Origin of the sequence: Rhodohalobacter barkolensis, assembly GCF_002834295.1 — a bacterium.
Taxonomy (GTDB): domain Bacteria; phylum Bacteroidota; class Rhodothermia; order Balneolales; family Balneolaceae; genus Rhodohalobacter; species Rhodohalobacter barkolensis.
In genome coordinates this window covers 1,727,678-1,750,624 of sequence record NZ_PISP01000001.1, presented here as the reverse complement: position 1 = coordinate 1,750,624, position 22,947 = coordinate 1,727,678, and the positions used below count along the sequence as shown (strand labels likewise).

Annotated in this window: 23 protein-coding genes and 1 tRNA gene; all 24 read left to right on the top strand. The window is 41.0% G+C overall.

The window, feature by feature from the left end; all coding sequences use genetic code 11:
• Nucleotides 1-367: 367 nt before the first annotated feature.
• The 24 genes from lysC (at nt 368) to CWD77_RS07295 (ending at nt 22,947) form a co-directional block, all read left to right on the top strand.
• Nucleotides 368-1,714 carry a lysine-sensitive aspartokinase 3 gene (gene lysC, locus CWD77_RS07415; RefSeq protein WP_101072836.1) on the top strand — a complete coding sequence of 449 codons (1,347 nt, stop codon included), beginning with the start codon at nt 368-370 and terminating at the stop codon, nt 1,712-1,714.
• Nucleotides 1,715-1,723: 9 nt separating this feature from the next.
• Nucleotides 1,724-2,398, top strand: a complete 675-nt coding sequence (locus CWD77_RS07410; RefSeq protein WP_101072835.1) for a dihydrodipicolinate reductase C-terminal domain-containing protein — start codon at nt 1,724-1,726, stop codon at nt 2,396-2,398.
• Complete coding sequence (gene dapA / locus CWD77_RS07405; protein WP_101072834.1) at nt 2,395-3,273, top strand: 4-hydroxy-tetrahydrodipicolinate synthase; 879 nt, start codon at nt 2,395-2,397, stop codon at nt 3,271-3,273. The genes CWD77_RS07410 and dapA overlap by 4 nt, the downstream gene beginning before the upstream one ends.
• Nucleotide 3,274: 1 nt before the next feature.
• On the top strand, nt 3,275-4,021 hold the full coding sequence (locus CWD77_RS07400; protein WP_101072833.1) for a 2,3,4,5-tetrahydropyridine-2,6-dicarboxylate N-succinyltransferase: 747 nt from the start codon (nt 3,275-3,277) through the stop codon (nt 4,019-4,021).
• Between the two features lie 79 nt (nt 4,022-4,100).
• Nucleotides 4,101-4,547, top strand: coding sequence for a single-stranded DNA-binding protein (locus tag CWD77_RS07395; RefSeq protein WP_101072832.1), 447 nt, complete (start codon nt 4,101-4,103; stop codon nt 4,545-4,547).
• A gap of 121 nt (nt 4,548-4,668) precedes the next feature.
• On the top strand, nt 4,669-6,060 hold the full coding sequence (locus CWD77_RS07390) for a hemolysin family protein (protein WP_240596704.1): 1,392 nt from the start codon (nt 4,669-4,671) through the stop codon (nt 6,058-6,060).
• 14 nt (nt 6,061-6,074) lie between these two features.
• Nucleotides 6,075-7,118 (top strand): UDP-N-acetylmuramate dehydrogenase, encoded by a 1,044-nt coding sequence (gene murB / locus CWD77_RS07385; protein ID WP_240596702.1) that lies wholly within the window; start codon nt 6,075-6,077, stop codon nt 7,116-7,118.
• Nucleotides 7,118-9,010 carry a DUF2779 domain-containing protein gene (locus CWD77_RS07380; RefSeq protein WP_101072830.1) on the top strand — a complete coding sequence of 631 codons (1,893 nt, stop codon included), beginning with the start codon at nt 7,118-7,120 and terminating at the stop codon, nt 9,008-9,010. The genes murB and CWD77_RS07380 overlap by 1 nt, the downstream gene beginning before the upstream one ends.
• Nucleotides 9,011-9,050: 40 nt before the next feature.
• Entirely contained in the window at nt 9,051-10,541 is a 1,491-nt protein-coding gene (locus CWD77_RS07375) for a M48 family metalloprotease (RefSeq protein ID WP_101072829.1), read from the top strand.
• Between the two features lie 9 nt (nt 10,542-10,550).
• Entirely contained in the window at nt 10,551-11,843 is a 1,293-nt protein-coding gene (gene purB / locus CWD77_RS07370; RefSeq protein WP_101072828.1) for an adenylosuccinate lyase, read from the top strand.
• A gap of 80 nt (nt 11,844-11,923) precedes the next feature.
• Entirely contained in the window at nt 11,924-12,247 is a 324-nt protein-coding gene (locus tag CWD77_RS07365; protein ID WP_101072827.1) for a hypothetical protein, read from the top strand.
• Nucleotides 12,248-12,361: 114 nt separating this feature from the next.
• A complete protein-coding gene (gene guaB, locus CWD77_RS07360) occupies nt 12,362-13,837 on the top strand; it encodes an IMP dehydrogenase (RefSeq protein WP_101072826.1) in 1,476 nt (491 codons plus the stop codon).
• Nucleotides 13,838-13,877: 40 nt separating this feature from the next.
• On the top strand, nt 13,878-14,723 hold the full coding sequence (locus tag CWD77_RS07355; RefSeq protein ID WP_101072825.1) for a M23 family metallopeptidase: 846 nt from the start codon (nt 13,878-13,880) through the stop codon (nt 14,721-14,723).
• A gap of 12 nt (nt 14,724-14,735) precedes the next feature.
• Nucleotides 14,736-15,179 (top strand): bactofilin family protein, encoded by a 444-nt coding sequence (locus CWD77_RS07350; protein ID WP_101072824.1) that lies wholly within the window; start codon nt 14,736-14,738, stop codon nt 15,177-15,179.
• On the top strand, nt 15,180-15,392 hold the full coding sequence (locus CWD77_RS15775; RefSeq protein WP_101072823.1) for an AtpZ/AtpI family protein: 213 nt from the start codon (nt 15,180-15,182) through the stop codon (nt 15,390-15,392).
• A gap of 406 nt (nt 15,393-15,798) precedes the next feature.
• Entirely contained in the window at nt 15,799-16,863 is a 1,065-nt protein-coding gene (gene atpB, locus CWD77_RS07335; protein WP_101072821.1) for a F0F1 ATP synthase subunit A, read from the top strand.
• 21 nt (nt 16,864-16,884) lie between these two features.
• Entirely contained in the window at nt 16,885-17,106 is a 222-nt protein-coding gene (locus tag CWD77_RS07330) for an ATP synthase F0 subunit C (protein ID WP_069132440.1), read from the top strand.
• 19 nt (nt 17,107-17,125) lie between these two features.
• Nucleotides 17,126-17,644 carry a F0F1 ATP synthase subunit B gene (gene atpF / locus CWD77_RS07325; protein WP_101072820.1) on the top strand — a complete coding sequence of 173 codons (519 nt, stop codon included), beginning with the start codon at nt 17,126-17,128 and terminating at the stop codon, nt 17,642-17,644.
• Nucleotides 17,645-17,647: 3 nt separating this feature from the next.
• Nucleotides 17,648-18,193: an ATP synthase F1 subunit delta gene (atpH, locus tag CWD77_RS07320; protein ID WP_101072819.1), complete on the top strand. Its 546-nt coding sequence runs from the start codon at nt 17,648-17,650 to the stop codon at nt 18,191-18,193.
• A gap of 18 nt (nt 18,194-18,211) precedes the next feature.
• Nucleotides 18,212-19,828 (top strand): F0F1 ATP synthase subunit alpha, encoded by a 1,617-nt coding sequence (gene atpA, locus CWD77_RS07315; RefSeq protein WP_101072818.1) that lies wholly within the window; start codon nt 18,212-18,214, stop codon nt 19,826-19,828.
• Nucleotides 19,829-19,831: 3 nt separating this feature from the next.
• Nucleotides 19,832-20,722 (top strand): ATP synthase F1 subunit gamma, encoded by an 891-nt coding sequence (atpG, locus tag CWD77_RS07310; RefSeq protein ID WP_101072817.1) that lies wholly within the window; start codon nt 19,832-19,834, stop codon nt 20,720-20,722.
• A 3-nt stretch (nt 20,723-20,725) separates the two neighbouring features.
• Nucleotides 20,726-20,810: transfer RNA gene (locus CWD77_RS07305), tRNA-Ser, on the top strand.
• A 155-nt stretch (nt 20,811-20,965) separates the two neighbouring features.
• Nucleotides 20,966-22,348 carry a TolC family protein gene (locus CWD77_RS07300; RefSeq protein WP_101072816.1) on the top strand — a complete coding sequence of 461 codons (1,383 nt, stop codon included), beginning with the start codon at nt 20,966-20,968 and terminating at the stop codon, nt 22,346-22,348.
• 14 nt (nt 22,349-22,362) lie between these two features.
• Nucleotides 22,363-22,947 carry an MlaC/ttg2D family ABC transporter substrate-binding protein gene (locus tag CWD77_RS07295; RefSeq protein WP_101072815.1) on the top strand — a complete coding sequence of 195 codons (585 nt, stop codon included), beginning with the start codon at nt 22,363-22,365 and terminating at the stop codon, nt 22,945-22,947.

Genomic DNA, 22,947 nt, shown 5'->3' with positions numbered 1-22,947 from the left:
TACTTTTTCTTCTTATGACGGTTTTTGCGCAGACGCTTTTTCCGTTTGTGTTTCGCAATTTTAGATCTTTTTCTTTTCTTTCCGCTTGGCATGAATAATCACCCGGTTGATTAAATTAAACTTCTTGTTCCAAGAGCGATATTTTAAAACACCGCCATCTGATTAGTCGAACAAAATACAAAATCTTTTTTATAAATCTATACATTGTGATAGAAGGTTTTTGCATCTTGGCTATTAGTGCAAACGAACTTAAGTTTAGAAACATTTCGTTAAAGAGGTAGTTATTTTAAAGTGAATTTCCTCTCTTTTGGTGATTTGGGTAATGTAAATCACTATATTCGCCCCCGTTAAAAAATGAATTTTAAAAATGCCCGACTTGATTAAAGTTGCCAAATTTGGCGGTACCAGCATGGCCAACTACGAAGCCATGAAACGGTGTGCTTCCATTGTTAAATCAGATTCTGATAAAAAAATTGTTGTTGTCAGTGCCACTTCAGGAACTACAAATCTGCTTACTTCAATAATTGAGAGTCAAGACAGAGACATCAGGAAAAAACTGGTGGATCAAATCCGTGAGAAACATATTCAAATATGTGAAGATCTTGAAAAGACTCAAGAAGTACGCCCAAAAGTTGAAGCCTTACTCGATTTGATGGAAGAGAAGGCATTATCATCAAAACCTGTCACGCTACAGTTTAGTGATGAGTTACTCTCTTTTGGGGAATTATTATCCTCGGTCCTATTTTCGTCCGTTTTAAAAGAATTGATGGGTGAAAAAGTGGAGTGGCTGGATGCGCGTGAAATTATTATTACTGATCAAAATCATGGATCAGCAGATCCGGAAATTTCCCAAATTGAAAAACGTGCATCAGAGCGAATTTTGTCGCATCTGAAAAATCGATGTTTTGTCACGCAGGGATTTATAGGAAGGTCTGGCAGCGGTGTTACAACGACCCTTGGTCGTGGCGGAAGTGACTATTCAGCGGCTCTATTTGCGGAAGCTGTGAATGCAGATGTTTTAGAAATCTGGACAGATGTAACTGCTGTGTATACAACAGATCCGAGAATTGTAAAAGAGGCAAAACCAATCACAGAAATTAGTTTTGATGAAGCGGCAGAGCTGTCTGTTTTTGGAGCTAAAGTTCTACATCCGGCTACGATGGTGCCTGCTATCAGGAAAAATATACGCGTGTATGTTGGATCGAGTATTGAGCCGCACCGTCCGGGAACATGGATCATGAAAAGGACTAAAGAGAATCCGCCAATTCGGGCTATAAGTTTGAGGAAAAATCAAACTCTTTTAACGGTTCATAGTCTGGATATGCTCCACAGACATGGATTTTTGGCTCGTCTTTTTCAGGTGCTGTCAAACCATAAAATTAGTGTGGATTTAGTAACGACCAGTGAGGTAAGCGTTTCCCTGACGCTGGATACAAATGCAAATACAGCCGGTAAAGATTTTCTACCTGAACAGGTTATTCATGAACTGAAAACTTTTTGTCAGGTGGAGGTAGAGTATAACCTGGCTATAATTGCATTAATTGGGAATAACCTACATACTACTTCGGGACTCAGCGGTCCGGTTTTTAGCTCTTTGGAAGGTATTAATGTGCGTTTAATATGCCATGGAGCAAGTTCTCACAATCTCTGTTTTCTGGTGCATCAGGAGAGTTCGAATGAGGTTGTTCAAAAATTACATCAACGATTTATTTAATCACAAGTTATGAAAGTATCCGTTATTGGAACCGGAAAAACAGGAAGTGCTGTTGCTGAACTATTAGGTGATAAAGCTGTCTGTTTTGATTCGAATAGTAATCTGACTCCTGAAAAATTAAAAGAAACCGACATTGCAATCATCTTTGTGCCCGGCGAGGCAGCAAATGATGTTAGTGAAGTAGTTTTGGAATCCGGGATACCTGCTGTTTGGGGAACCACCGGATACACTTGGCCAAAAGAGTTACCTAACCGGGTGAAAGATATTGATTCGACATGGGTAATCGGCTCCAACTTCAGTTTAGGGATGAATTTGATTCGGAAAGCATTAAACATTTTTGGTAAAGGCGGTGCATTTATGCAAAATCCCGAATATCATATTCATGAAGTGCATCACGTTCATAAAAAAGATGCGCCGAGTGGAACCGCCTTGTCTTGGCAGGATTGGCTGGGAAGAGAGGCTTCCATATCGTCCGACAGACAGGGAGATGTAAAGGGAATTCACAATCTCCATATTCAAACCCGGAACGAGTCCATTTATCTGAAACATGAAGCGCATAGCCGAAAGCTTTTTGCAGAAGGTGCAATTTGGACAGCGGAATACTTGATGAAGAATCCGCAAATTGAATCGGGTGTGTATACTTTCGCATCAATTTTTGATCAGGCATTTTCAGAATTATTATGAAAAATACTACGCTTTGGACAGCACTCATTACACCGATGAAAGAGTCGGGTGAGGTTCATTTTGAGGATCTTGAAAAGCTTATCAGAAGACAGGAAGAGGCCGGAAACGGTGTTCTTTTAATTGGTAGCACCGGCGAAGGATTGGCTCTTGATGATGAGGAACAAAAAGAGATTGTAAGATTTGCAAAAGAATTGGATTTACATGTGCCTATTATGGCTGGTGTGGGCGGATTTCAGATCAGTAAACAGAAGGATTGGATAAAGTATTGCAACGACAAAGTGGATGCTTTTCTGATCGTATCCCCACTGTATGCTAAACCCGGCCCGGAAGGACAAAAAATCTGGTTCAGGGAGTTGATGGATATAGCTGAAAAACAGTGTATGATTTATAACATACCGTCACGAACCGGAGTTGAAATACCTCCTAACGTGATGGGTGAATTGTCTGGGCATCCTAATTTTTGGTCAATCAAAGAAGCGAGTGGTAACCTGGCGGATTTTCAGTCTTTTCGGGAAATGGTGCCCGATATTCCAATGTTCAGTGGAGATGACGGATTAATGCCGTTTTTGTCGGTAGCCGGGGCATCAGGATTGGTCTCTGTTGCGTCTAACGTGTGGCCAAAGGAGACAGCAAAGTTTGTTGAATACTGTTTGTCAGGAAATACTGAGTCACTTTTTCTTGTCTGGAAACATGCGGTTGAGATGCTATTTTCTGCTCCGAATCCAATTCCGGCTAAAGTTCTGCTCTATGAGAAGGGAATTATTGAAAGTCCCGAACTTCGATTACCACTTACTGCTAACGATTTTCAACACTACAAACGACTAAAAACGTCGGATACAGAAATTATGAACTGGTATAAAAAAATAAATAAATAAGATGAATTGGGAAGAAACTTTAGATCAGCTCGAAGAAGGAACGGTTCGTGCCGCCGAAAAAGAAGGTGAAACCTGGAGTGCAAATATTGAAGTTAAGGAAGCAATATTAGCTGCTTTTAAAAAGGGAAATAATGTAAATTATGCCGGCATATACGACGGTTTTGTAGATAAGCATAATATTCCTCCGCGCATGTTTGATGCTGAAGAGGGTGTGCGATTGGTTCCGGGCGGATCCTCAGTAAGGAGAGGTGCTTATGTTGCCAAAGGAGTGATAATCATGCCGCCTGCATATATAAATATCGGTGCGTACGTTGATGAAGGCACTATGATTGATAGCCACGCCTTGGTGGGTTCTTGTGCTCAAATTGGAAAGAACGTTCACCTTTCTGCCGGAGTGCAAATTGGCGGTGTGCTCGAACCGGTTGGCTTGAGCCCTGTTGTAATTGAAGATGACTGTTTCATCGGGGCTGGGGCTGTGATTGTTGAAGGGATTTTGGTTAAAAAAGGTGCTGTTTTGGCTCCGGGAGTAACTCTTTCTAAATCTGTTCCGGTTTACGACTGTGTTAATGAAGTAATGCTTGGCAAAGGCGCACCCATTCCTGAAAATGCCGTTGTGATACCCGGTTCGAGGCCAATTAAAAATGAGTGGGCAAGAAGGCAGGAGTTGTCTGCGTACTGCCCTGTAATTATTAAATATAGAGATGAAGGAAGTGACGCGTCTCTTGAGCTGGAAAGTGCTCTTCGATAAACTTTTTGAAAAAATTCTGTAAGGGAAACAAAAATTTCTGTTCTTATAGATAGAACGTTAACAAAAAAGACAATTAATTATGAGTTCATTAAATAAAGTAATGATAATCGGAAGATTGGGAGCAGATCCTGATGTACGTTACACACAGTCAAATGCTGCAGTTGCAAATATGAGTGTGGCAACCACCGACAGATATAAGGACAGAAACGGAGAGCTGCAGGAGAAAACCGAGTGGCATCGTGTTGTAGTTTGGAACCGTTTGGCAGAAATTTGCCAGCAGTACCTGAAAAAAGGATCTTTGGTCTATTTTGAAGGTAAACTGGAGACCCGTGAGTGGGAAGATAAAGAAGGTCAAAAACGATATACCACAGAAGTCAAAGCATTCAATATGCAAATGCTTGACAGTCGTGGAGATCAGGGCGGAGGAAATGCCTCACAGAATTCAGGTGGAGGAAACAAAGCAACTGCACCGTCAGCTGAATTGGATGACTCATTTGATGATATGGATGACGATCTTCCATTCTAATTCTGTACAGGTTAATTGACTTAACATTTCGTATTTTAAGGTGGCGATCTCTTTGATCGTCACCTTTTTTTATTCATATTGTTAAATCAACCACATTTAATCATTAATTAAGTACTTTTTTTTGGAAACGATCGACGAACCTCCAAGTCATCCGATACACTTTATTTCCAATCAGATTATACTTAATGCAGGGTCGCAGTTAGAGTATCTGAATTTTACTGAAATATCAATTGAGTTGATTATAATGATTGCTGGGCTCCTGCTCAGTGCTCTCTATTCCGGATCCGAAGTGGCCTTTTTTTCGTTAGCAAATCAAATAGAGCAGCTTAAGCCGAAAGGGGAGCAAGGTTCTAAAGATGCCAAGATTTTAAAAATGCTGCAGAAGCCGAGAAGGTTGCTTGCTACTATCCTGATTGGTAATACTTTTGCAAATATTCTCAGTTCAGTTATGGCTGCAGTTATTACCGGAAAGATTGCAGCTTACTATGGTTTTTCGGAAGTAATCGTGTATACCGTAGAGATTGTAGTACTGACATTTACAATTCTGATTTTGAGTGAAATCACACCAAAAGTAATTGCCATTAATAACCCTTTGAAGGTAAGCAGAAGAATGGTTGGGTTTGTACATGTGCATTTCATTTTTTTTAAACCTGTTTCCAAATTAATCGCTGAAAGTACGATGAGTTTGGAACGAACACTTCCTAAACCAAATAATAAAATGACGGCGCAGGATCTGAAGACCATGGCCGAGATGAGTGAGCAGGAAGGATCGCTGAAAGGGGACGAGCGTGAGATTATTGAAAATGTCATTGAGTTTGGAAATATCACTGTACGCGAAATCATGACATCTCGAGTCAATATTGTTGCAGTTCCCGTTTCAGCTACACTCGAAGAAGTTATCGATCTGATACGCGATAAGGGACTTTCAAGAATGCCTCTATTTGAAAATGACTTGGATAATATTTCCGGGGTGATCTATTCAAAAGATGTGCTTCCGTATATTTATACGCCAATGGGTGACCATCTGATCAATTGGAAAACGATAGCCAGAAAAGCACTTTTTATTCCGGCTACAAAAAAATTGGATGATCTGTTGAGGGACTTCCAGCATGAAAAAACTCACATTGCAATAGTAGTGGATGAGTATGGCGGAACTGAAGGAATTGTAACACTGGATGATATTCTTGAAGAAATTGTAGGGGATATTGGTGATGAATATGATGACCAGGAAGAGAAACTATTCACCCGATTTAAAAACGGCGTCTATATTTTTGATGCCAAAATTGACCTGGATGATTTGGATGAAATTCTAAAAACCTCAATTTCATCAGACGATGATGAGTTTGAGACACTCGGGGGATTGGTTTATCACCTTACCGAACGCATCCCCAATGTTGGAGAGCGCATGATTTATAAAAACCTGGAAATGACAGTTCACTCCGTTAAAAATAACAGGGTTAAAAAGCTCCGTGTTAAACCGATGCCGTCAGAAAAGAGTAAGTCTGAAGTTTAAAGATGTCAGCCAATTTGAATACATTTGAAAACATCCCAATTGAACAAAGAAACATAGATCTGGCCCCTTATAACACTCTTGGGGTTCAAGCTAAAGCTCAGATCTTTTATTCCATTGCAGAGGCAGAACAGCTAAAAGCTCTTTATAATGAGGGGCTGTTTCGTAAAAAATCACCTTTTATACTTGGAGGCGGGAGTAATATTCTGATCAAGTCTGATCTGAAGCAACCTGTGCTTAAAATTTTGATTCCCGGAATAGAAGTAATTGATGTAAATGATAGAGAGGTTTGGGTTAAAGCCGGCGCAGGTGTGGTTTGGCACGATCTAGTGAGGTTTTGTGTAGAAAACGGATATGGCGGAATTGAAAATTTAGCTTTGATTCCGGGTACAACCGGTGCGGCTCCCATCCAAAATATCGGTGCATATGGGGTGGAGCTCAAAGACGTTTTTCAATCGCTGAGTGCGTTTATGCCGGAAACGGGAAATATGAAAGTGTTTAATGCGGAAGAGTGTAAATTTGGATACCGCGACAGTGTTTTCAAAAATCAGTTGAAGGGAAAAGTAATTGTTACAGATGTAACGCTGAGGTTGGAGAAAGGCCCGCATAAAATTGAAGATTCCTATTACGCGCTGCGCAAATACTTTGAATCGGAAAATGTGACTCAACCGACGATTCAGGATGTATTTGACGCCGTTGTTTCTATTCGTAGGTCTAAATTACCGGACCCTGCTTTGATTGGGAATGCAGGCAGTTTTTTTAAGAACCCTATCGTTAGCAAAGAGGTGTATGAAAATCTCAAAAATGAGTTTTCTGATATCCCCTCATTTCCGGCCGATCAAAATAGAGTGAAAATTCCGGCAGGATGGCTCATTGAACAAGCCGGATGGAAAGGGAAAAAAGTGGGAAATGTAGGCACCTATAAAAATCAGGCACTGGTCTTGGTAAATCATGGGGGAGCAACAGGGGAAGAAGTTTACGAGCACGCCATGAACATTCAGGAATCAGTTAAAAGCCTCTTTGGCATCGAGTTGGTTCCCGAAGTAAATGTAATAGAATAATGGCAAACCGAATGGAGATCAATGATTCACTTTTTTTGAAATCCATTTCATGCCCGCTCAAACTGTATCACGCAAAGAAGAGTACCGGATTACGAAAACCTTACCTGCCATTTAAGCAAAGAAATAAGCTTCAGCTGCGAAATGCAGTAGCACTTCAATACCCAAACATAAAGTTTACTTCAGATTCCGTAAGCGACGCCCTGTTAGAAACTCAAAAATGGTTGAAAGAGGATGATGTTGCGATCTGTGGAGCCGTAATCCGGGAAAATATTTTTTTAACCAGAATCCCGATACTTGTTAAAAATGGAAGTGAATTTACAATTGTCCAAATTCATGGCAAGTTAAAGAAGAGAATCCATCAGGGTGAAATATCTGTTCCGGTTTTGAGTAAAACAACAGCCGGGTATTTGGTTAAAGCCGCCTACAGAATGGAGGTTTTAAGAAAAGTTGTTCGCAGTAGTAAATTGAATGTTGAACTCTTTTTCCCCGATAAGAGATACAGTGCCAGAATGCCTGAGCTAATGCAGCAGATTCCTAACACAGAGTCTGAAAATTTGATCGTATCTCAGAATGTTAAAGAGGAATTGGCGTCTCTATTTACAAAAATGGAGGCTACCGAAGCTACAGAATCTGTACGGTTAGCTATTCCTGACTCGGTTGCACATTCGTTTGCTGCAGAGAGATCTGTGCGGGATGTTATGAAGGATCTGGTATCCGAAAACTGGAGTGATGGGAGCCATTTTAATGTGGAGGTTCATCAGGAGTGCAGCCGTTGTAAATTTAGAAAACCGGAGTCGGATGAAATATCTGATTGCTGGGGAGAGTTTTTCTCAGGAAAAAATAAAACCTTTCCAAACGAGCAGGTTTTTGAATTAATTGGGCATGGAAATCAAGAACTAATAGAAGCCGGTAAGTATTTTCAGGAAGATGTACCACTAAACCAATACTCTAGTAGTTTTGAAGAAGTAAAACGAAAGAATCAGCCTGCGATAACCATTCAGCAACGGCGTGAACTTCAATTCTTGAGTGCCCATCAAAAAGAACTCCCATCAGCATGGGTAAAACCTTCACGCCTTGGTTTTGAAAGCCTGTCTTTTCCACTTCATTTTATTGATTTCGAAGCAGCAACTTATGCTTTGCCAATGCAGCGTGGCGGTGGCGCTTACAGCCCGATCTATTTTCAATATTCCTGCCATTCACTATTTGAAAATGGTGAGATTGTACACCACGAGTGGCTTGATGATAAAGTAGATAGCGGATATCCACATGTTGAGTTTATCAGAAAGCTGGGAGCAATTGATTCTATTTTCGAAGGTTCGCTGATTCAATATTCGCCTTTTGAATCGCAGGCACTCCGGTATCTGCTTCAAGAGATGGAGCGTAATTCCATGTTATATGAAAATGAAATACGCATATTGAAAAACTTGCTTTATGTTGAAGGAAACACAAATGAGCATCGAATTTTTGATCTAAGTAAATCGGTACGAGAAGGATATTATAACCGTTTTATGAGCGGTAGTATCGGGCTGAAACAAATTCTAAAGAGTGTACTTCAACTTGTGAAGTACTTAAACATACCAATGGACGAGACAGCTCAAATATTTGATACTTCAATCAATTTTGGAATGCTTTCAAATGACGATGCAGACTTTGATCCATATCGTTTACTGCAGCATCCAACGTACCAGATTGATGATGGTGAGGCCACAATGAATGCTTATATTTCTTTGAAAAGTAATTTGTTGACTCCAAAAGAAATCCAAATTATTCCTACCTTAATGAGGCGCTACTGCGCGATGGACTCATACGCATTATATATTATTTACAGTCACATAAATAAGCTGATAAATGAATTTCAAGACTTGAATGGAGTAATCATAGATCAAGTTTGATCAGGGCTAACTAAGTTCATTTTTTAAAAAAAATATCGCTATGAAAAGATTTTATACGAGTTTCATTCTTTTTTTAACAGTTTTTGTATTTGCCTCATCCTGTGTTGTTCAACAAAATCCGGTTTCCGGTAATAAACGGGCCTATGCTTATTCCTGGGAGCAGGAAGTTCAAATAGGCCAGGATGTTGACCAGGAAATTATAAGTCAATATGGATTGTATGACAGTGATGAGCTATCGACCTATGTGACTGACTTGGGAGGAGAGCTTCTGGAAGTCAGTCATATGAGACGGGAAGATGCCGCAGATATGTTTAAGAATACAGAGTTCACCTTCAGGGTGCTGGATAGCCCGGTTGTGAACGCATTTGCCCTGCCGGGGGGATATATTTATGTGACTCGCGGTTTGATGGCCCATCTCAATAATGAAGCACAACTTGCCGTAGTAGTGGGCCACGAAATTGGTCATGTTGCCGGTCGGCATGCCTCTCAGCGAGCACTTTCTCAAACGATAGGTCAGGTAGCAGTAATTGGCGGTTCCATTTTGGGTCAAGAGCTATTAGGTCTTCCGGCGCAATCTCTGATGAACTTAAGCGGCCAGGCTGCACAGCTTCTGTTTATGAGTTACAGCCGTGATCATGAGAGAGAATCTGATCGGCTGGGTGTAGAGTACTCAGCAATGAAGCAATATGTTGCTGCAGAAGGTTCTGAGTTTTTTACAAGTTTGAGACGAATTTCAGAAAAATCGGGGCAGAGCATTCCGAATATGCTTTCAACTCACCCGAATCCGGGAGAAAGAGAACAAACTATTCCAAGATTGGCCAACGAGTGGAAAGAACAAGGCTATGAGCAGACTGAATATGGGACTGAGCGTTACATGGAGCTGCTTGACGGAATAGTTTTTGGTGACAATCCTCGGCAAGGTTATGAAGATGACGGTAGGTTTGTACATCCGGAGCTTGAATTTTACTATCCCATTCCTCAACAGTGGCAGTTGGTCAATCAGCCATCACAGGTCGTTTTAGTAAAGGGTGAGGGGGAAGCTGTAATGATCATGCGAATTGACTCAGAAAATTCATCTGCCAGAGAATCTGTTAATCAGTTTACGAACCAGGAAGGTTTTACACTTCAGGAGAGTGGTGAAACCCAAAGTGCTGGTACCTGGAGAGCATACCAAGCAGAAGGTACGATTGATCAGGAAGAAAATCGCCTGGGTGTGCATGTCTATGCCGTGGAATTTCAAGATCGAGTATACAGATTTATAAATTATAGTTTGGAGTCAGATTTCCCTACGCATATCGAAGATTTTCAATATGTGACTTCCCGTTTTGACCGTCTGACAGATGAAAGGATTTTAAATATACAACCGGTACGTCTTCAGGTCGTACAGGCAGATCAGCGAAAAACCTTCAGGCAATATCTGCCGGATCAACTTCCAATGGATATTGAGCACGAAGATATTGCTATTATCAACCAGGTAGAACTGGATACAATGATTGAACCCGGAACCCTACTCAAAATACCAGTACAGTAAACAATAGTTATGATTGAACGATATTCCAGAAAGGAAATGACCGATATTTGGTCGGAACAGAATCAATTTCAGGCGTGGTTAGATGTAGAACTTGCGGCATGCAGGGCCTGGAGTAAGATTGGAAAAATACCATCAGAAGATGTAGACAAGCTTTACGAAAAAGCCTCTTTTGATATCGACCGTATTAAAGAAATTGAAAAGAAGACGCGTCATGATGTCGTTGCGTTTACCCGAACGGTTTCGGAGTCTCTTGGTGAAGAAAAGAAATGGGTTCATTACGGTCTCACCTCTACAGATGTAGTAGATACCGCAAACGGATATCGGCTCAAACAAGCAAATAAATTGATCGCAGAAGGTTTAAACCGTTTTGTGAAGGCTCTTGCTGAAAAAGCACACGAACATAAATTGACCGTGATGATGGGACGAACACACGGAGTACATGCCGAACCCACCACGTTTGGACTAAAGTGTGCACTTTGGTATGCCGAAATGAATCGAAATATTGAACGATTTGAAAGGGCCGCTAAAGATGTCGAGTTCGGCAAAATTTCAGGTGCTGTAGGTACATTTGCACATATTCCACCGGAAGTTGAAAAATATACATGTGAAATTCTCGGTATTTCCCCGGCGCCTGTATCAACGCAGACTCTCCAGCGCGACCGGCATGCATACTATATGGCTACGTTAGCTGTAATTGGCGGTACTTTGGAAAAAATTGCTGTGGAAATTCGTCATCTGCAACGGACAGAACTTCGTGAGGCGGAGGAGTTTTTCAGAAAAGGGCAGAAGGGATCATCTGCGATGCCGCATAAAAGAAATCCTGTCAGTTCAGAAAACATTACCGGTTGTGCGCGTGTACTGCGTGGGTATATGATTTCTGCTTATGAAAATATGCCTCTGTGGCACGAAAGAGATATTTCTCACTCCTCAGTAGAGCGAATAATACTGCCGGATGCTACAATCCTGCTCGATTATATGCTGAACAGATTTTCCGGTGTGATAGAAAATCTTATGGTGTATCCTGAGAATATGCTGGAAAACATGGAAAAAACTCACGGTCTGGTGTTTTCTCAAAGACTCTTGCTCATGTTGATTGATAAAGGGCTGAACCGGGAAGTTGCGTATGATACCGTTCAACCTTTGGCAATGAAAGCCTGGGAGGAAAAACGCGATTTTCAAGAGCTCGTAAAAACAGATCAAACCATTCTGGATAATCTATCTGAAAGCGAAATTGAGCAGGCTTTTGATCTTTCTCATCATACCCGAAGAGTTGACGAAATATTCTCCAGAGCGGGATTATAAAAAAAGTTTAAACGGGGTGACATATTGATGTCACCCCGTTGCTGTAAGTTGTGTATAAATCAAAAACAAACTACACAACTATGATGCAAGCAGTAATAAAAAAATCCAAAGTCACCCGTCAGGAAGCAGTACTTAACACGATTTTCCATAAAGCAGAAGCGGAGCATCGTGAAATTGAAGAGATGTTTGCTCTTCTGGGATGGAGTGACCTGCCCGGAGAGCTGAAACTGGTTATCGAAGAAGATGTAAAGGGATACATCGATGAACTGAAAGGGCAGTTTTGCACAAACTCAGAGTGGGTTCAGCGCAGAAGAGAGAGCGTTGATTTTTGGGTGAACAGTTATCTGGATGGAATAGCAGATTCAGATACTGCTGTGAAATCACTGAAGGTGAACAAGTTATAAGCAAAATCTAAACTTCAGTTTACACGGGAGAGTAGATTTTCGAAGATTTGAGGTAAAGAAGTTCAGTAAGATTTCTTATCTTTGCCAAAATGTAAACAAAGCGAAAATGTATTCATGGATAACTCCTCTCCCTTCTCAAGAATCACACGTCAGGGCCTCACGTACGACGATGTTCTGCTTGTACCAAATCACTCTATAGTTCTGCCAAGAGATGTCGATATCTCTGTTCAATTAACTCCAACTCTCAAACTGCAGACTCCTATTTTCAGTGCGGCAATGGATACAGTTTCAGAATACCGTATGGCTATTGCTCTTGCAAGAGAGGGAGGCATTGCCATGCTGCACAAAAATATGTCAATTGAGGATCAGGCAGAACAGGTTCGACTTGTGAAAAGAAGTGAAAGTGGAATGATTGTGGATCCCGTTACCTTGCCTGCGGATGCAACAGTGAAAGATGCGCGCGCTTTAATGCGTAAACACAAAATTGGCGGAATTCCCATTGTGAAAACCAATAATAAGTTAGTGGGTATTGTAACAAACCGGGATTTACGCTTCGAGCATTACGTTGATAAAAAGCTGGGTGATATTATGACCAGTGAAAATCTTGTAACAGCGAAGCAGGGAACGACTCTTGATGAAGCAGAGCAGATACTTCAGGAGTATAAAGTTGAAAAGCTGCCAATTGTGGACAGCAATAACATACTGGTAGGTTTGATTACATTTAAAGACATTGAAAAGAAGATGAATTTCCCACATGCTTGTAAAGATGATATGGGGAGATTACGGGTTGGAGCTGCTGTAGGGGTAACTCCGGATACGATGGACCGTGTTGATGCCCTGGTTGATTCCGGTGTGGATATCGTTACTGTTGATACGGCTCACGGTCATTCTGAAGGAGTATTGAATACCGTTCGGAACATAAAAGGGAAATACAAGGATTTAAATATTGTTGGTGGAAATATTGCAACACGCTCGGCGGCGGAAGCTCTTGTTGAAGCCGGCGCTGATGTGGTAAAGGTTGGCGTTGGACCGGGATCAATTTGTACCACTCGGGTAGTTACCGGTGTGGGTGTTCCACAGCTGTCGGCTATCATGGAAATTGCTGAATTCACGAACGAAAATAACATTGGCTTAATTGCTGATGGCGGTATTAAACAAACCGGTGATATTCCTAAAGCCCTGGCCGGCGGTGCAGATGCCGTTATGATGGGTTCGATGTTTGCAGGTGTTGATGAGAGTCCGGGTGAGACAATCATATACGAATCACGAAAATATAAGTCATATCGCGGCATGGGAAGTATAAGTGCCATGAGAAAAGGTTCTAAGGATAGATACTTCCAGGATGTTGAGGATGATTTAAAGCTCGTTCCGGAAGGTATTGAGGGGCGTGTTCCCTACAAAGGTTACCTGGGTGAAGTGGTTCATCAAATGGTTGGTGGTTTAAGGGCCGCAATGGGATATGTTGGAGCTGAAACTATTGAGGAACTTAAAAAATCAGAATTTGTACAAATTTCAGCTGCGAGCTATAAGGAAAGTCATCCGCATACCGTGCAGATCACAAAAGAAGCACCAAATTATTCAGTATCCTGATCAGGACCGTAAAAAATAAATTGAAAGCTGTAATAACTCCATGTGGGAATTTATAAAACGAATTTTTTCGGAACGTGAGGGCGATGTTACAGTAGTAGTATTGGACGAGCATGATCCGGATGGGTCCAGCTCATTTAAATTGAGAGCACGCGATATTGTTAAAATGGTGGTGGTTGTCATTTTACTATCGGTGCTTTTCACAACCATTATTTTTTTTGCAACACCGTTGGGATCGCTCTATCAGTATAAAGAAGACTATGCTCTGCGCCAGAATGTAATTGAAATTTCTGAACGTGTAATGTCATTACAGGATTCTCTGGTTGCCAGGGATACACAACTTAATGACATGAAAGATGTTTTAAGATCGGCTGCGGATACGATGTTAGCCGTTGATCAGACTGCCGAGGTTCTCATGTCGGAGGAATATTTTCCTGCGGGGGGATCAGTTCCAAACGTACGAACGCTCGAAATGCTTTCTCAGAACGAAATCATTTTTTCAGGATCGCTAAATGAAACTCCGGATTTCCCTTCAGATTATCCTATTGAAGGCCGATTTACACAGGGCTATAATGCCGAGGATGGTCATTTTGGTATTGACATTGCAGCCAGGCCGGAAACTGACTTTGTAGCTTTGGCTGATGGAACAGTGATGAATGCCGGTTGGACTATCAACTATGGGTATGTGGTCTATTTACAACATGGCAATGGCGTGGTGAGCGTCTATAAGCATGGATCAAAATTGACAAGAGCAAAAGGAGATTTTGTACTGAAAGGAGATATTTTGGGGCAGATAGGTGATCGTGGCGTATTAAGCACCGGTTCGCATCTGCATCTCGAGATCTGGAAAAATGGTGTTCCACAGGATCCATTAATGTATTTAAACTGAACCAGAATTATTATGTTCAACAACAAAAACAACAATACCGTGAGTAAGACAACAAACACACAATCTCCAACACTGAATATGATCAGTGAAGGTACCACTCTTGAAGGAACGCTTAACTCTCAAAACGATATCCGGATAGCCGGTAAGCTGAAAGGCGAGGGGATCACAAAAGGTAAACTTATTGTCACATCCTCAGGAGTAGTGCAGGGTGATGTAAAAGTTGCTGAAGCCGATATCGCCGGTAAAATTGAAGGTACAATTCGGGTAACGAATAAATTGAACCTGCGCGAATCTGCTGTTATTGATGGAGATATCTATACCAAAGCGTTATTGGTAGAAGAAGGTGCTCAAATTAACGGAGCTTGCAGAATGGGGAGCGATTCGACCAAGCTGGAGACATCAAAAGATGCCGATTTTGCAAAAGAGACAGCTGTTAAAAAAGAGAAAGAGAAATAATTGTTTGAAGATCCGAAATTTAAAAAATATCTCGAGTACCTGTCTCTAGGCGGGGAAATAGCTGTCGCTTTTAGTACACCGATTTTAGTGGGCTATTTTTTCGATGTGAAATTCGAAACATCGCCGTGGGGAGTATTGTCGGGTGTACTGCTCGGGATTTTATTAATGATAGGCATCTTTGTGCGGCTAATAAAAAACGTCAGTAAAAATTAGATATTGAATCAAGAGTGGCATGTCTTTGGCTGACCGGAAATTAGTTATATCTACTTTTATTATCGGGTTGTTTTTCCTCTCTCTGGGAATACTGCTTCCAAATGAAAATACTTTTGGCTGGTTTGCCGGATACCTGATTGGATTGCTGACTGTGTCTTTGCACTTGGGGGCCTCTTTCTTCTCTAAGAAAACCGTGCTGAGAGACTTTATCGTTAGCTATTATTTTGGGCTATTCATAAGATTTATCCTTGTATTGGCTCTATTCGTTTTAATATTAATTCTCACAAAAATTGATGAATTGAGCTTTACTGTTAGTTTTATAATTTCGTATATTTTGCATTCTGTAAACGAAGTGATATTCCTTAACCAAAAACTCTCAGATTAGTCGGGTAAATTGAAATTTAAGATGAGCCGATACTTGCGCCGATTATCCGTTACCATTCTATTACTACTTGCTATTAACCCTGGTCTTTTGGCTGCTGATACAGAAGAAAGCAGTGAAGGGACGTTTGATGTGATGGGGAAAGTTCTTGATCACGACTATGTAGAGGTTGTTGGTGTTAAGGTCTATTTGCCGCGAATATTGTTAGTGGATGGAGAGTGGTATTTCTATGCAAATACAAAATCTGCATTGGAGTCCGGTGAATTTATGGAGACTGAAGAGTCGGGCTTAGTTCGCTCTGATGGCGCTCAAATATCACTTGATATGTCTATTACCTCTCACCTTATTTATGTTTGGCTTGGTATAATCATCACGTTGCTAATTACAATGTGGGCCGCAGCTCGTTACCGGCGAGGTATTGGTGCGGAAAGTGAGCCAAAAGGTATAATGCAGAATATTTTTGAAGTCATTTTTGTTTTTATACGGGACGAAATTGCCAAAGAGTTTATTTCACCTGAAAAATACAGAAGGTACGTCCCGTATCTGTTTTCAATTTTTATGGCAATAATGTTTATGAACCTTTTTGGTTTGTTGCCATGGGCTGCTTCCGCTACGGCCGATCTGACGGTTACAGCAACATTGGCCGGAATCACGTTTTTCATTACACAGTTTAGCGGAACAAAAGATCACTGGCGGCATGTTTTTGCTTTTCCGGGAGTTCCGGGTTGGTCTCGAATAATTCTGACACCGGTTGAAATCCTGGGGCTCTTTACAAAACCATTTGCACTTGCTATACGTCTTTTTGCAAATATGCTGTCCGGTAAGATTATGATTGTCAGTATTCTTGGATTGATTTTTATTTTTACGGATCTGTTTGGCACATATGTGGGTGTCGGGTCGAGCGTTTTCTGGGTATTGTTAACAGCAGCGCTCTATTTCCTTAAGGCACTTGTTGCCCTTATTCAAGCTTATGTATTTACACTTCTGTCAGCTGTTTTTATCGGAATGGCTGCGGAAGAGCATCATCATCACGACGAAGAAACTGCTGTTGCACATGCACAAGCTGTTGAAGTCGAAACTAATCACTAATAACAAAACATATAATTAATTATGGGTTTTTTAGCAGCAGGCCTTGGAGCCGGAATCATTGCACTTGGAGCCGGATTTGGAATCGGAATTATCGGTAAAAGTGCCACAGAAAGTATCGCAAGACAACCAGAAGCAGCCGGAGATATTCGCGGTGCTATGCTTTTGACCGCCGTATTTATTGAGGGTGTAGCTCTCATCGGTGCTATTGTTTGTATTCTACTTGCTCTCGGTGTTGGTCAATAATTAATAAATAACCAGCACTATGCATTATTTCTTAGCGGGTGGGGGAGGACTCCTTTCATTCAATACAGGATTTGCCATTTGGGTGTTAATCTCAACAGTGGTATTTCTAATTGCAATGCAAAAGTTTTTGGTTCCCCCCATCATGAAAGCATTAGATGAGCGGGAGAATCGTATAAAGGATTCTCTGGAATCGGCTGAGAAGGCTATTGCGAAAGCTGAGCAAATTTCTAAAGACAACGACAAAGCTTTGAAAGAAGCTGAAATTGCGGCTCAGAGAATTCGTAAAGAAGCACTCGAAGATGCAGAAGTATTGCGATCTGAAAAAATTGAAAGGGCTAAAGAGGATGCAGCCAAAATTCTGGAGGATGCAAAAGCTTCTATTGAACAAGAGAAGCTGCGTGCAATGACAGAATTGAGAAAAGAAGTTTCAGATTTAGCAATTGAAGCGGCATCAATAATTATTGATGCAGAGCTTGATCATAGCAAGAATAAAAAGCTTGTTGATACATTCATCAACGATCTTAACAATAAGAACTAAAGGATGATACCCAAAGCAGCCGGGCGGTACGCCAGCGCATTATTGGATACAGCAATAGACAAGGATATTCTCGATGAAGTTTACGAGGATATGATCTTACTTCAGAAAACAATTGATGATTCAAGAGATCTGCAATTGTTTCTTAAAAGTCCGTTGATAAAAAAAGCTGTAAAAATAAGTGCATTGGATGAAATTTTTAAAGGTAAAATTCAGGATCTGACCAGAAATCTGATCCATTTACTTTCTGAAAAAAGCCGTGAAAAATTACTGCATGATCTTACCCGGGCTTTTGTGCTTCTTCATAAAGCTCATCACGGTATCATCGATATTGATGTAGAATCAGCATTTGAACTGGATAAAGATCAGATAAAGAATCTGAAATCCAAGTTGGAAAAGTCTACCGGTAAAACCGTCGATTTACATCTTTCTGTTAACGATGAGTTAATAGGTGGATTGAAAGTGCGAATTGAAGATACAGTCATTGACGGTTCAGTGAAGCATAAATTGAGTCAGCTGAAAGAGGATTTCAAGGCTGCAACAGTTGAATAAAAATATTTAGGAATAAAAATGAGTCAAGTCAGACCTGACGAAGTTTCGGCTATTTTAAAAAAACAACTTACAGGTTTCAGTAACGACACTGATACATACGATGTAGGTACTGTACTCGAAGTGGGTGATGGTATTGCTCGTGTTTATGGTCTGTCGAAGGTACAGGCCGGTGAATTGGTGGAATTGCCGGAGTCTGTAGATAATGACGGTAATGCCGTTCGAGGTATGGTATTGAACCTTGAAGAAGACAATGTTGGTATTGTACTTTTTGGTTCTTCCACTTCTGTAGAAGAAGGCCATACTGTAAAAAGAACAAAGAATATTGCATCCCTTTCTGTAGGTGATGGTGTGCTGGGACGCGTTATTGATCCGCTGGGTCGCCCACTGGATGGTAAAGGAGCGATTAGCGGTGATACCATTAACTTGCCGTTGGAGAGAAAGGCACCCGGTGTTATTTATCGTGAACCTGTAACAGAACCTCTCCAAACGGGTCTAAAGGCAATTGACTCCCTAATCCCGATTGGTCGTGGACAACGTGAATTGATTATTGGTGACCGTCAAACGGGAAAAACTGCTGTTGCACTTGACACCATAATTAACCAAAAGCATACACAGGATACTGATAGCCCTGTTTTTTGTATCTATGTAGCTGTTGGTCAGAAAGGTTCAACTGTTGCCTCTATTGTAAATACACTGAAAGAGTACGGAGCGCTTGACTACACAGTTGTTGTTTCTGCTCCGGCGAGTTCGTCTGCACCAATGCGTTATATTGCGCCTTTTGCGGGTGCTGCTATTGGTGAATACTTCCGCGATACAGGTCGGCATGCACTGGTGATCTACGATGATCTTTCTAAACAAGCCGTTGCATATCGTGAGCTCTCACTTCTGTTGAGAAGACCTCCAGGACGTGAAGCATACCCAGGTGATGTATTCTATCTGCATAGTCGTCTTTTGGAACGTGCCGCTAAGATTATTAATAATGACGATGTAGCTCAGCTGATGAACAATGTGCCGGAAGAGTTGAAGCCAAAATTAAAAGGTGGTGGATCGTTGACAGCACTCCCGGTTATTGAAACTCAGGCCGGTGACGTATCAGCATATATCCCAACAAACGTAATTTCAATTACAGACGGTCAGATATTCCTGGATACAGACCTCTTTAACTCAGGTGTTCGCCCAGCGATTGACGTAGGTATTTCAGTTTCTCGTGTAGGTGGATCTGCTCAGGTTAAATCAATGAAGAAACTTTCAGGTACACTGAAGCTTGACTTAGCTCAGTACCGTGAGCTTGAAGCCTTTGCGAAGTTTGGATCTGACCTCGATGCTGCAACACAGAAACAGCTGAAACGCGGTGAGCGGACAGTTGAACTTATGAAGCAGGGTGAATATAAACCACTTCCGGTTGAGCAGCAGATTGTACTCTTGAAGGTGAACAATGAAGGACTTCTTGATAAACTTTCGGTTGATCTGATTCGAAAATTTGAAAATATGTTCCTCGAAACAGTTGGGGCCAAGTATTCAACTCAAATGAAAACACTTGCAAAATCAGGTGTTCTGGACGATACATTTGGTGGTGAAATACTAAAAACAGCTGAAAGTACGATTGATCAACTTATAGCAGTATCTGAGGAATAATTCATGGCAAACCTGCGCGATATACGAACCCGGATATCATCTATTGAGAATACTCAACAGATTACCAAAGCCATGAAAATGGTGGCTGCGGCTAAGTTGAGAAAAGCTCAACAGCGTATTATTGCAACTCGACCCTATGCTCAAAAAATGCGTAGTGTGGTTTCAAGACTGATTGCAGGTGCTGGAAGTGAAAACCCAATTCTCAGGGATCCTGAAGAAGTTGAATCGATACTGATGATTGTAGTTGGATCAGACCGAGGACTTTGCGGTGGATTCAACAATAATTTGTTTAAACTTGCTGAAAAGGATATTGCAGATAACTACTCTGAATATCAGAAAAACGACCGGTTAGATCTGATTACAATTGGGCGAAAGGCTGATGGTTATTTCAAAAAAAGAAAGTTTAAAGTAGTCGATTCCTACATTGGTTTTTTTGATGATTTGAATTACGAAACGACTTCGTCCATTATGAGTGAAGTGACGGAAAAGTTTATCAAAGGTAAGTATGATAAAGTTCTGGTTGCCTTTAATGAATTCAAATCTGTCATTACTCAAAACCGTTTAGTGGATGAAATTTTACCTCTAAAAACGGATCAATTTGAAGAAGAAAATTCTTCAAATCTAAATGAAATTGACTATATTTACGAGCCTGACGGGCAAGCGATTTTGAATCAATTATTACCCGTGCACCTGAATATGCAACTATGGCGAGCCGTGTTGGAATCCAACGCATCTGAGCAAGGTGCTCGAATGACAGCTATGGATAACGCCACTGAAAATGCTAAAGAGCTTAAAGACGAGCTTAAACTTAAGTATAATCAGGCTCGACAAAGTGCAATTACGACTGAAATTTCCGAAATTGTATCGGGTGCTGCGGCACTTGAAGATGCATAAAACGGAGGGATGGCAGAGTGGTCGAATGCGGCGGTCTTGAAAACCGTTGAGGCGCAAGTCTCCGGGGGTTCGAATCCCTCTCCCTCCGCTTTAAATTTAAAGCCTCTTTAATTGAATTAAAGAGGCTTTTTTTATATTGAACCGATTAACCGTAAAGTGTTGTTAATATCTGCGAACAGGTAAATAAATCTTATAGTCGTTCGTTGATGACAAAGCTGAAAAACAGAAACGTAATTAGATAACGTGCAACGAATTTTATTTTTAAGCTTACTGGTACCTCTTCTAAATTTTACTACTGTCCAGGCACAGGATACATTAAAAGTAAATCTACAGAAATTTATAGATCGTGGTTTGGAGAGATCCGGTCAGGTTGCTTATGAGAGGAATTCAGTTGATATGTCAGAAAATCGCGTTCAGCAGGTTAAAAACCAGAGAATATTACCAAGAATTGAGTTTAACTCTCAGCACGGTGTAGTACCCGGAGTTAAAAGTGAAGTAGAAGGTCTGTCAAAGGGAGAGTATTACCTGGATCCCAATTTAGAGAATGACTGGGAAGACTGGGGTATTTTTACCCGGGCAGAGATTAGTGCCATTCAGCCGGTGTACAGTTGGGGAGCTATTAACAACGCAATTGCCGCAGCTGAAGCAGGTGCGCGTGCAGCGGAGTTTCAGTTTAGTGCCGTTACTGCAGAAGCAGAGGTTCAACTTTTTGAACTTTATTACAGCTATCTTTTAGCTCAGGAAGTAGAACGAATTTTAGTTGATGCAGAAGATCAGGTTGCTCAGATTGAGAGACAGATTGAAAATATGCAGGAAGAGGGAGATCCGGATTTAAAAGAGGCTGATGTTTTTAAATTTGAAATTTTCAAGACAGAATTTGAGGTACAGAGAGAAGAGGTAAAACAGAGTGTTTCATCCATTACCCGTATTTGGGACTATGTAATGGGGGATGAACAGGGAATAGTATACGAACCGGAAGAGAGTTTTTTGGATCCGGTAGCTCATGATTTACAATCATATGATTACTACCAGCAGATGGCTGTGTCTAACCGTCCTGAATTAAAAGGAGTAGATGCAGGGATTGAAGCCATGGATAAAAGTAAAGACGCTGTAAAGGCTCAACAATATCCTGCATTGTTTTTGGGGATTTCAGGAAGCTATGCGAATACTCCAAACAGGCCTAGACAAACAAATCCATTTATTATCAATAATACGAATTACTCTTCAGCAGCCGTTGGATTCGGTATTCGGCAGAATTTAAATTTCAGATCGATTAGAAATCAGCTGGAACGTGCAGATATAGAATATAATCGAGTACAAGATTTAAAAAGTGCTCTGATGGATGGGATCTATTTAGATTTGAACGAAAAGTATAGAGAAGCCTCCGTTGCTGATGTGAAAGTAAATCAGATAGAAGAGGCACTTTCTACGGCACGAAATTGGGTGCGTCACGAACAGCTAAATTATGATATCGGGTTCGGAGATGTGGAAGAACTTCTGAACGCTATGCAGAAAGAGTTAGAATTAAGGGTTGAGTTGAAACAAAATGTGTTCGATTTGAATAAGAAGGTTGCAGCTCTCTACAGAGTGTCAGGAATTTCAGTACAACAATTGAGCGTAAATTAACACAGGGTAAAAAAATGAAATATATCATCACAATATTCATCTCTATGGTTCTGTTTCTGAACGTAGGTTTAGCCCAGAATGGAGCAGACGAAATTCGAGCCATGCTCGACGAAAGAGATGAAGAGATTAAAGAGTTATTGGGTCCAAAGGGAAGCGAATACACCCAGGAACAGCGGGACAGACTGAAAGACATCATTAATGATGTCATTGATTTCAGGACGATGTCTGAAACAGCATTGGGTGATACTTACAATGAAGTTTCTGAAGAAGAAAGGGAAGAATTCGTCTCACTATTTTCCACCATCATAAGAGATAACTCTTTAAACAGACTGGATATCTATCGGGCGGAAGTTACATATAACGATATCACAGTGGATAATGGAAATGCTGAGGTGAAAACAACAGCTCAGTTGGAGAACGTACGAACCTCAGTAGATTATGATATGGAGCTCCAGGATGGAACGTGGCAAATTATAGATATGAGTATTGATGATGTATCTACTGCTGAATCATACAATCGCCAATTTCAAAGTATCATCCGGCAGCGGGGTTTTGATGCCCTTCTTGAAAGTTTAAGACGCAGAGCGGCCCGGGCGTAA

Bases quoted from the DNA above. Each gene is read 5' to 3' on its own strand.
- lysC (WP_101072836.1), top strand. From the start codon at position 368: ATGCCCGACTTGATTAAAGTTGCCAAATTTGGCGGTACCAGCATGGCC.
- CWD77_RS07410 (WP_101072835.1), top strand. From the start codon at position 1,724: ATGAAAGTATCCGTTATTGGAACCGGAAAAACAGGAAGTGCTGTTGCT.
- dapA (WP_101072834.1), top strand. From the start codon at position 2,395: ATGAAAAATACTACGCTTTGGACAGCACTCATTACACCGATGAAAGAG.
- CWD77_RS07400 (WP_101072833.1), top strand. From the start codon at position 3,275: ATGAATTGGGAAGAAACTTTAGATCAGCTCGAAGAAGGAACGGTTCGT.
- CWD77_RS07395 (WP_101072832.1), top strand. From the start codon at position 4,101: ATGAGTTCATTAAATAAAGTAATGATAATCGGAAGATTGGGAGCAGAT.
- CWD77_RS07380 (WP_101072830.1), top strand. From the start codon at position 7,118: ATGGCAAACCGAATGGAGATCAATGATTCACTTTTTTTGAAATCCATT.
- CWD77_RS07375 (WP_101072829.1), top strand. From the start codon at position 9,051: ATGAAAAGATTTTATACGAGTTTCATTCTTTTTTTAACAGTTTTTGTA.
- purB (WP_101072828.1), top strand. From the start codon at position 10,551: ATGATTGAACGATATTCCAGAAAGGAAATGACCGATATTTGGTCGGAA.
- CWD77_RS07365 (WP_101072827.1), top strand. From the start codon at position 11,924: ATGATGCAAGCAGTAATAAAAAAATCCAAAGTCACCCGTCAGGAAGCA.
- guaB (WP_101072826.1), top strand. From the start codon at position 12,362: ATGGATAACTCCTCTCCCTTCTCAAGAATCACACGTCAGGGCCTCACG.
- CWD77_RS07355 (WP_101072825.1), top strand. From the start codon at position 13,878: ATGTGGGAATTTATAAAACGAATTTTTTCGGAACGTGAGGGCGATGTT.
- CWD77_RS07350 (WP_101072824.1), top strand. From the start codon at position 14,736: ATGTTCAACAACAAAAACAACAATACCGTGAGTAAGACAACAAACACA.
- atpB (WP_101072821.1), top strand. From the start codon at position 15,799: ATGAGCCGATACTTGCGCCGATTATCCGTTACCATTCTATTACTACTT.
- CWD77_RS07330 (WP_069132440.1), top strand. From the start codon at position 16,885: ATGGGTTTTTTAGCAGCAGGCCTTGGAGCCGGAATCATTGCACTTGGA.
- atpF (WP_101072820.1), top strand. From the start codon at position 17,126: ATGCATTATTTCTTAGCGGGTGGGGGAGGACTCCTTTCATTCAATACA.
- atpH (WP_101072819.1), top strand. From the start codon at position 17,648: ATGATACCCAAAGCAGCCGGGCGGTACGCCAGCGCATTATTGGATACA.
- atpA (WP_101072818.1), top strand. From the start codon at position 18,212: ATGAGTCAAGTCAGACCTGACGAAGTTTCGGCTATTTTAAAAAAACAA.
- atpG (WP_101072817.1), top strand. From the start codon at position 19,832: ATGGCAAACCTGCGCGATATACGAACCCGGATATCATCTATTGAGAAT.
- CWD77_RS07295 (WP_101072815.1), top strand. From the start codon at position 22,363: ATGAAATATATCATCACAATATTCATCTCTATGGTTCTGTTTCTGAAC.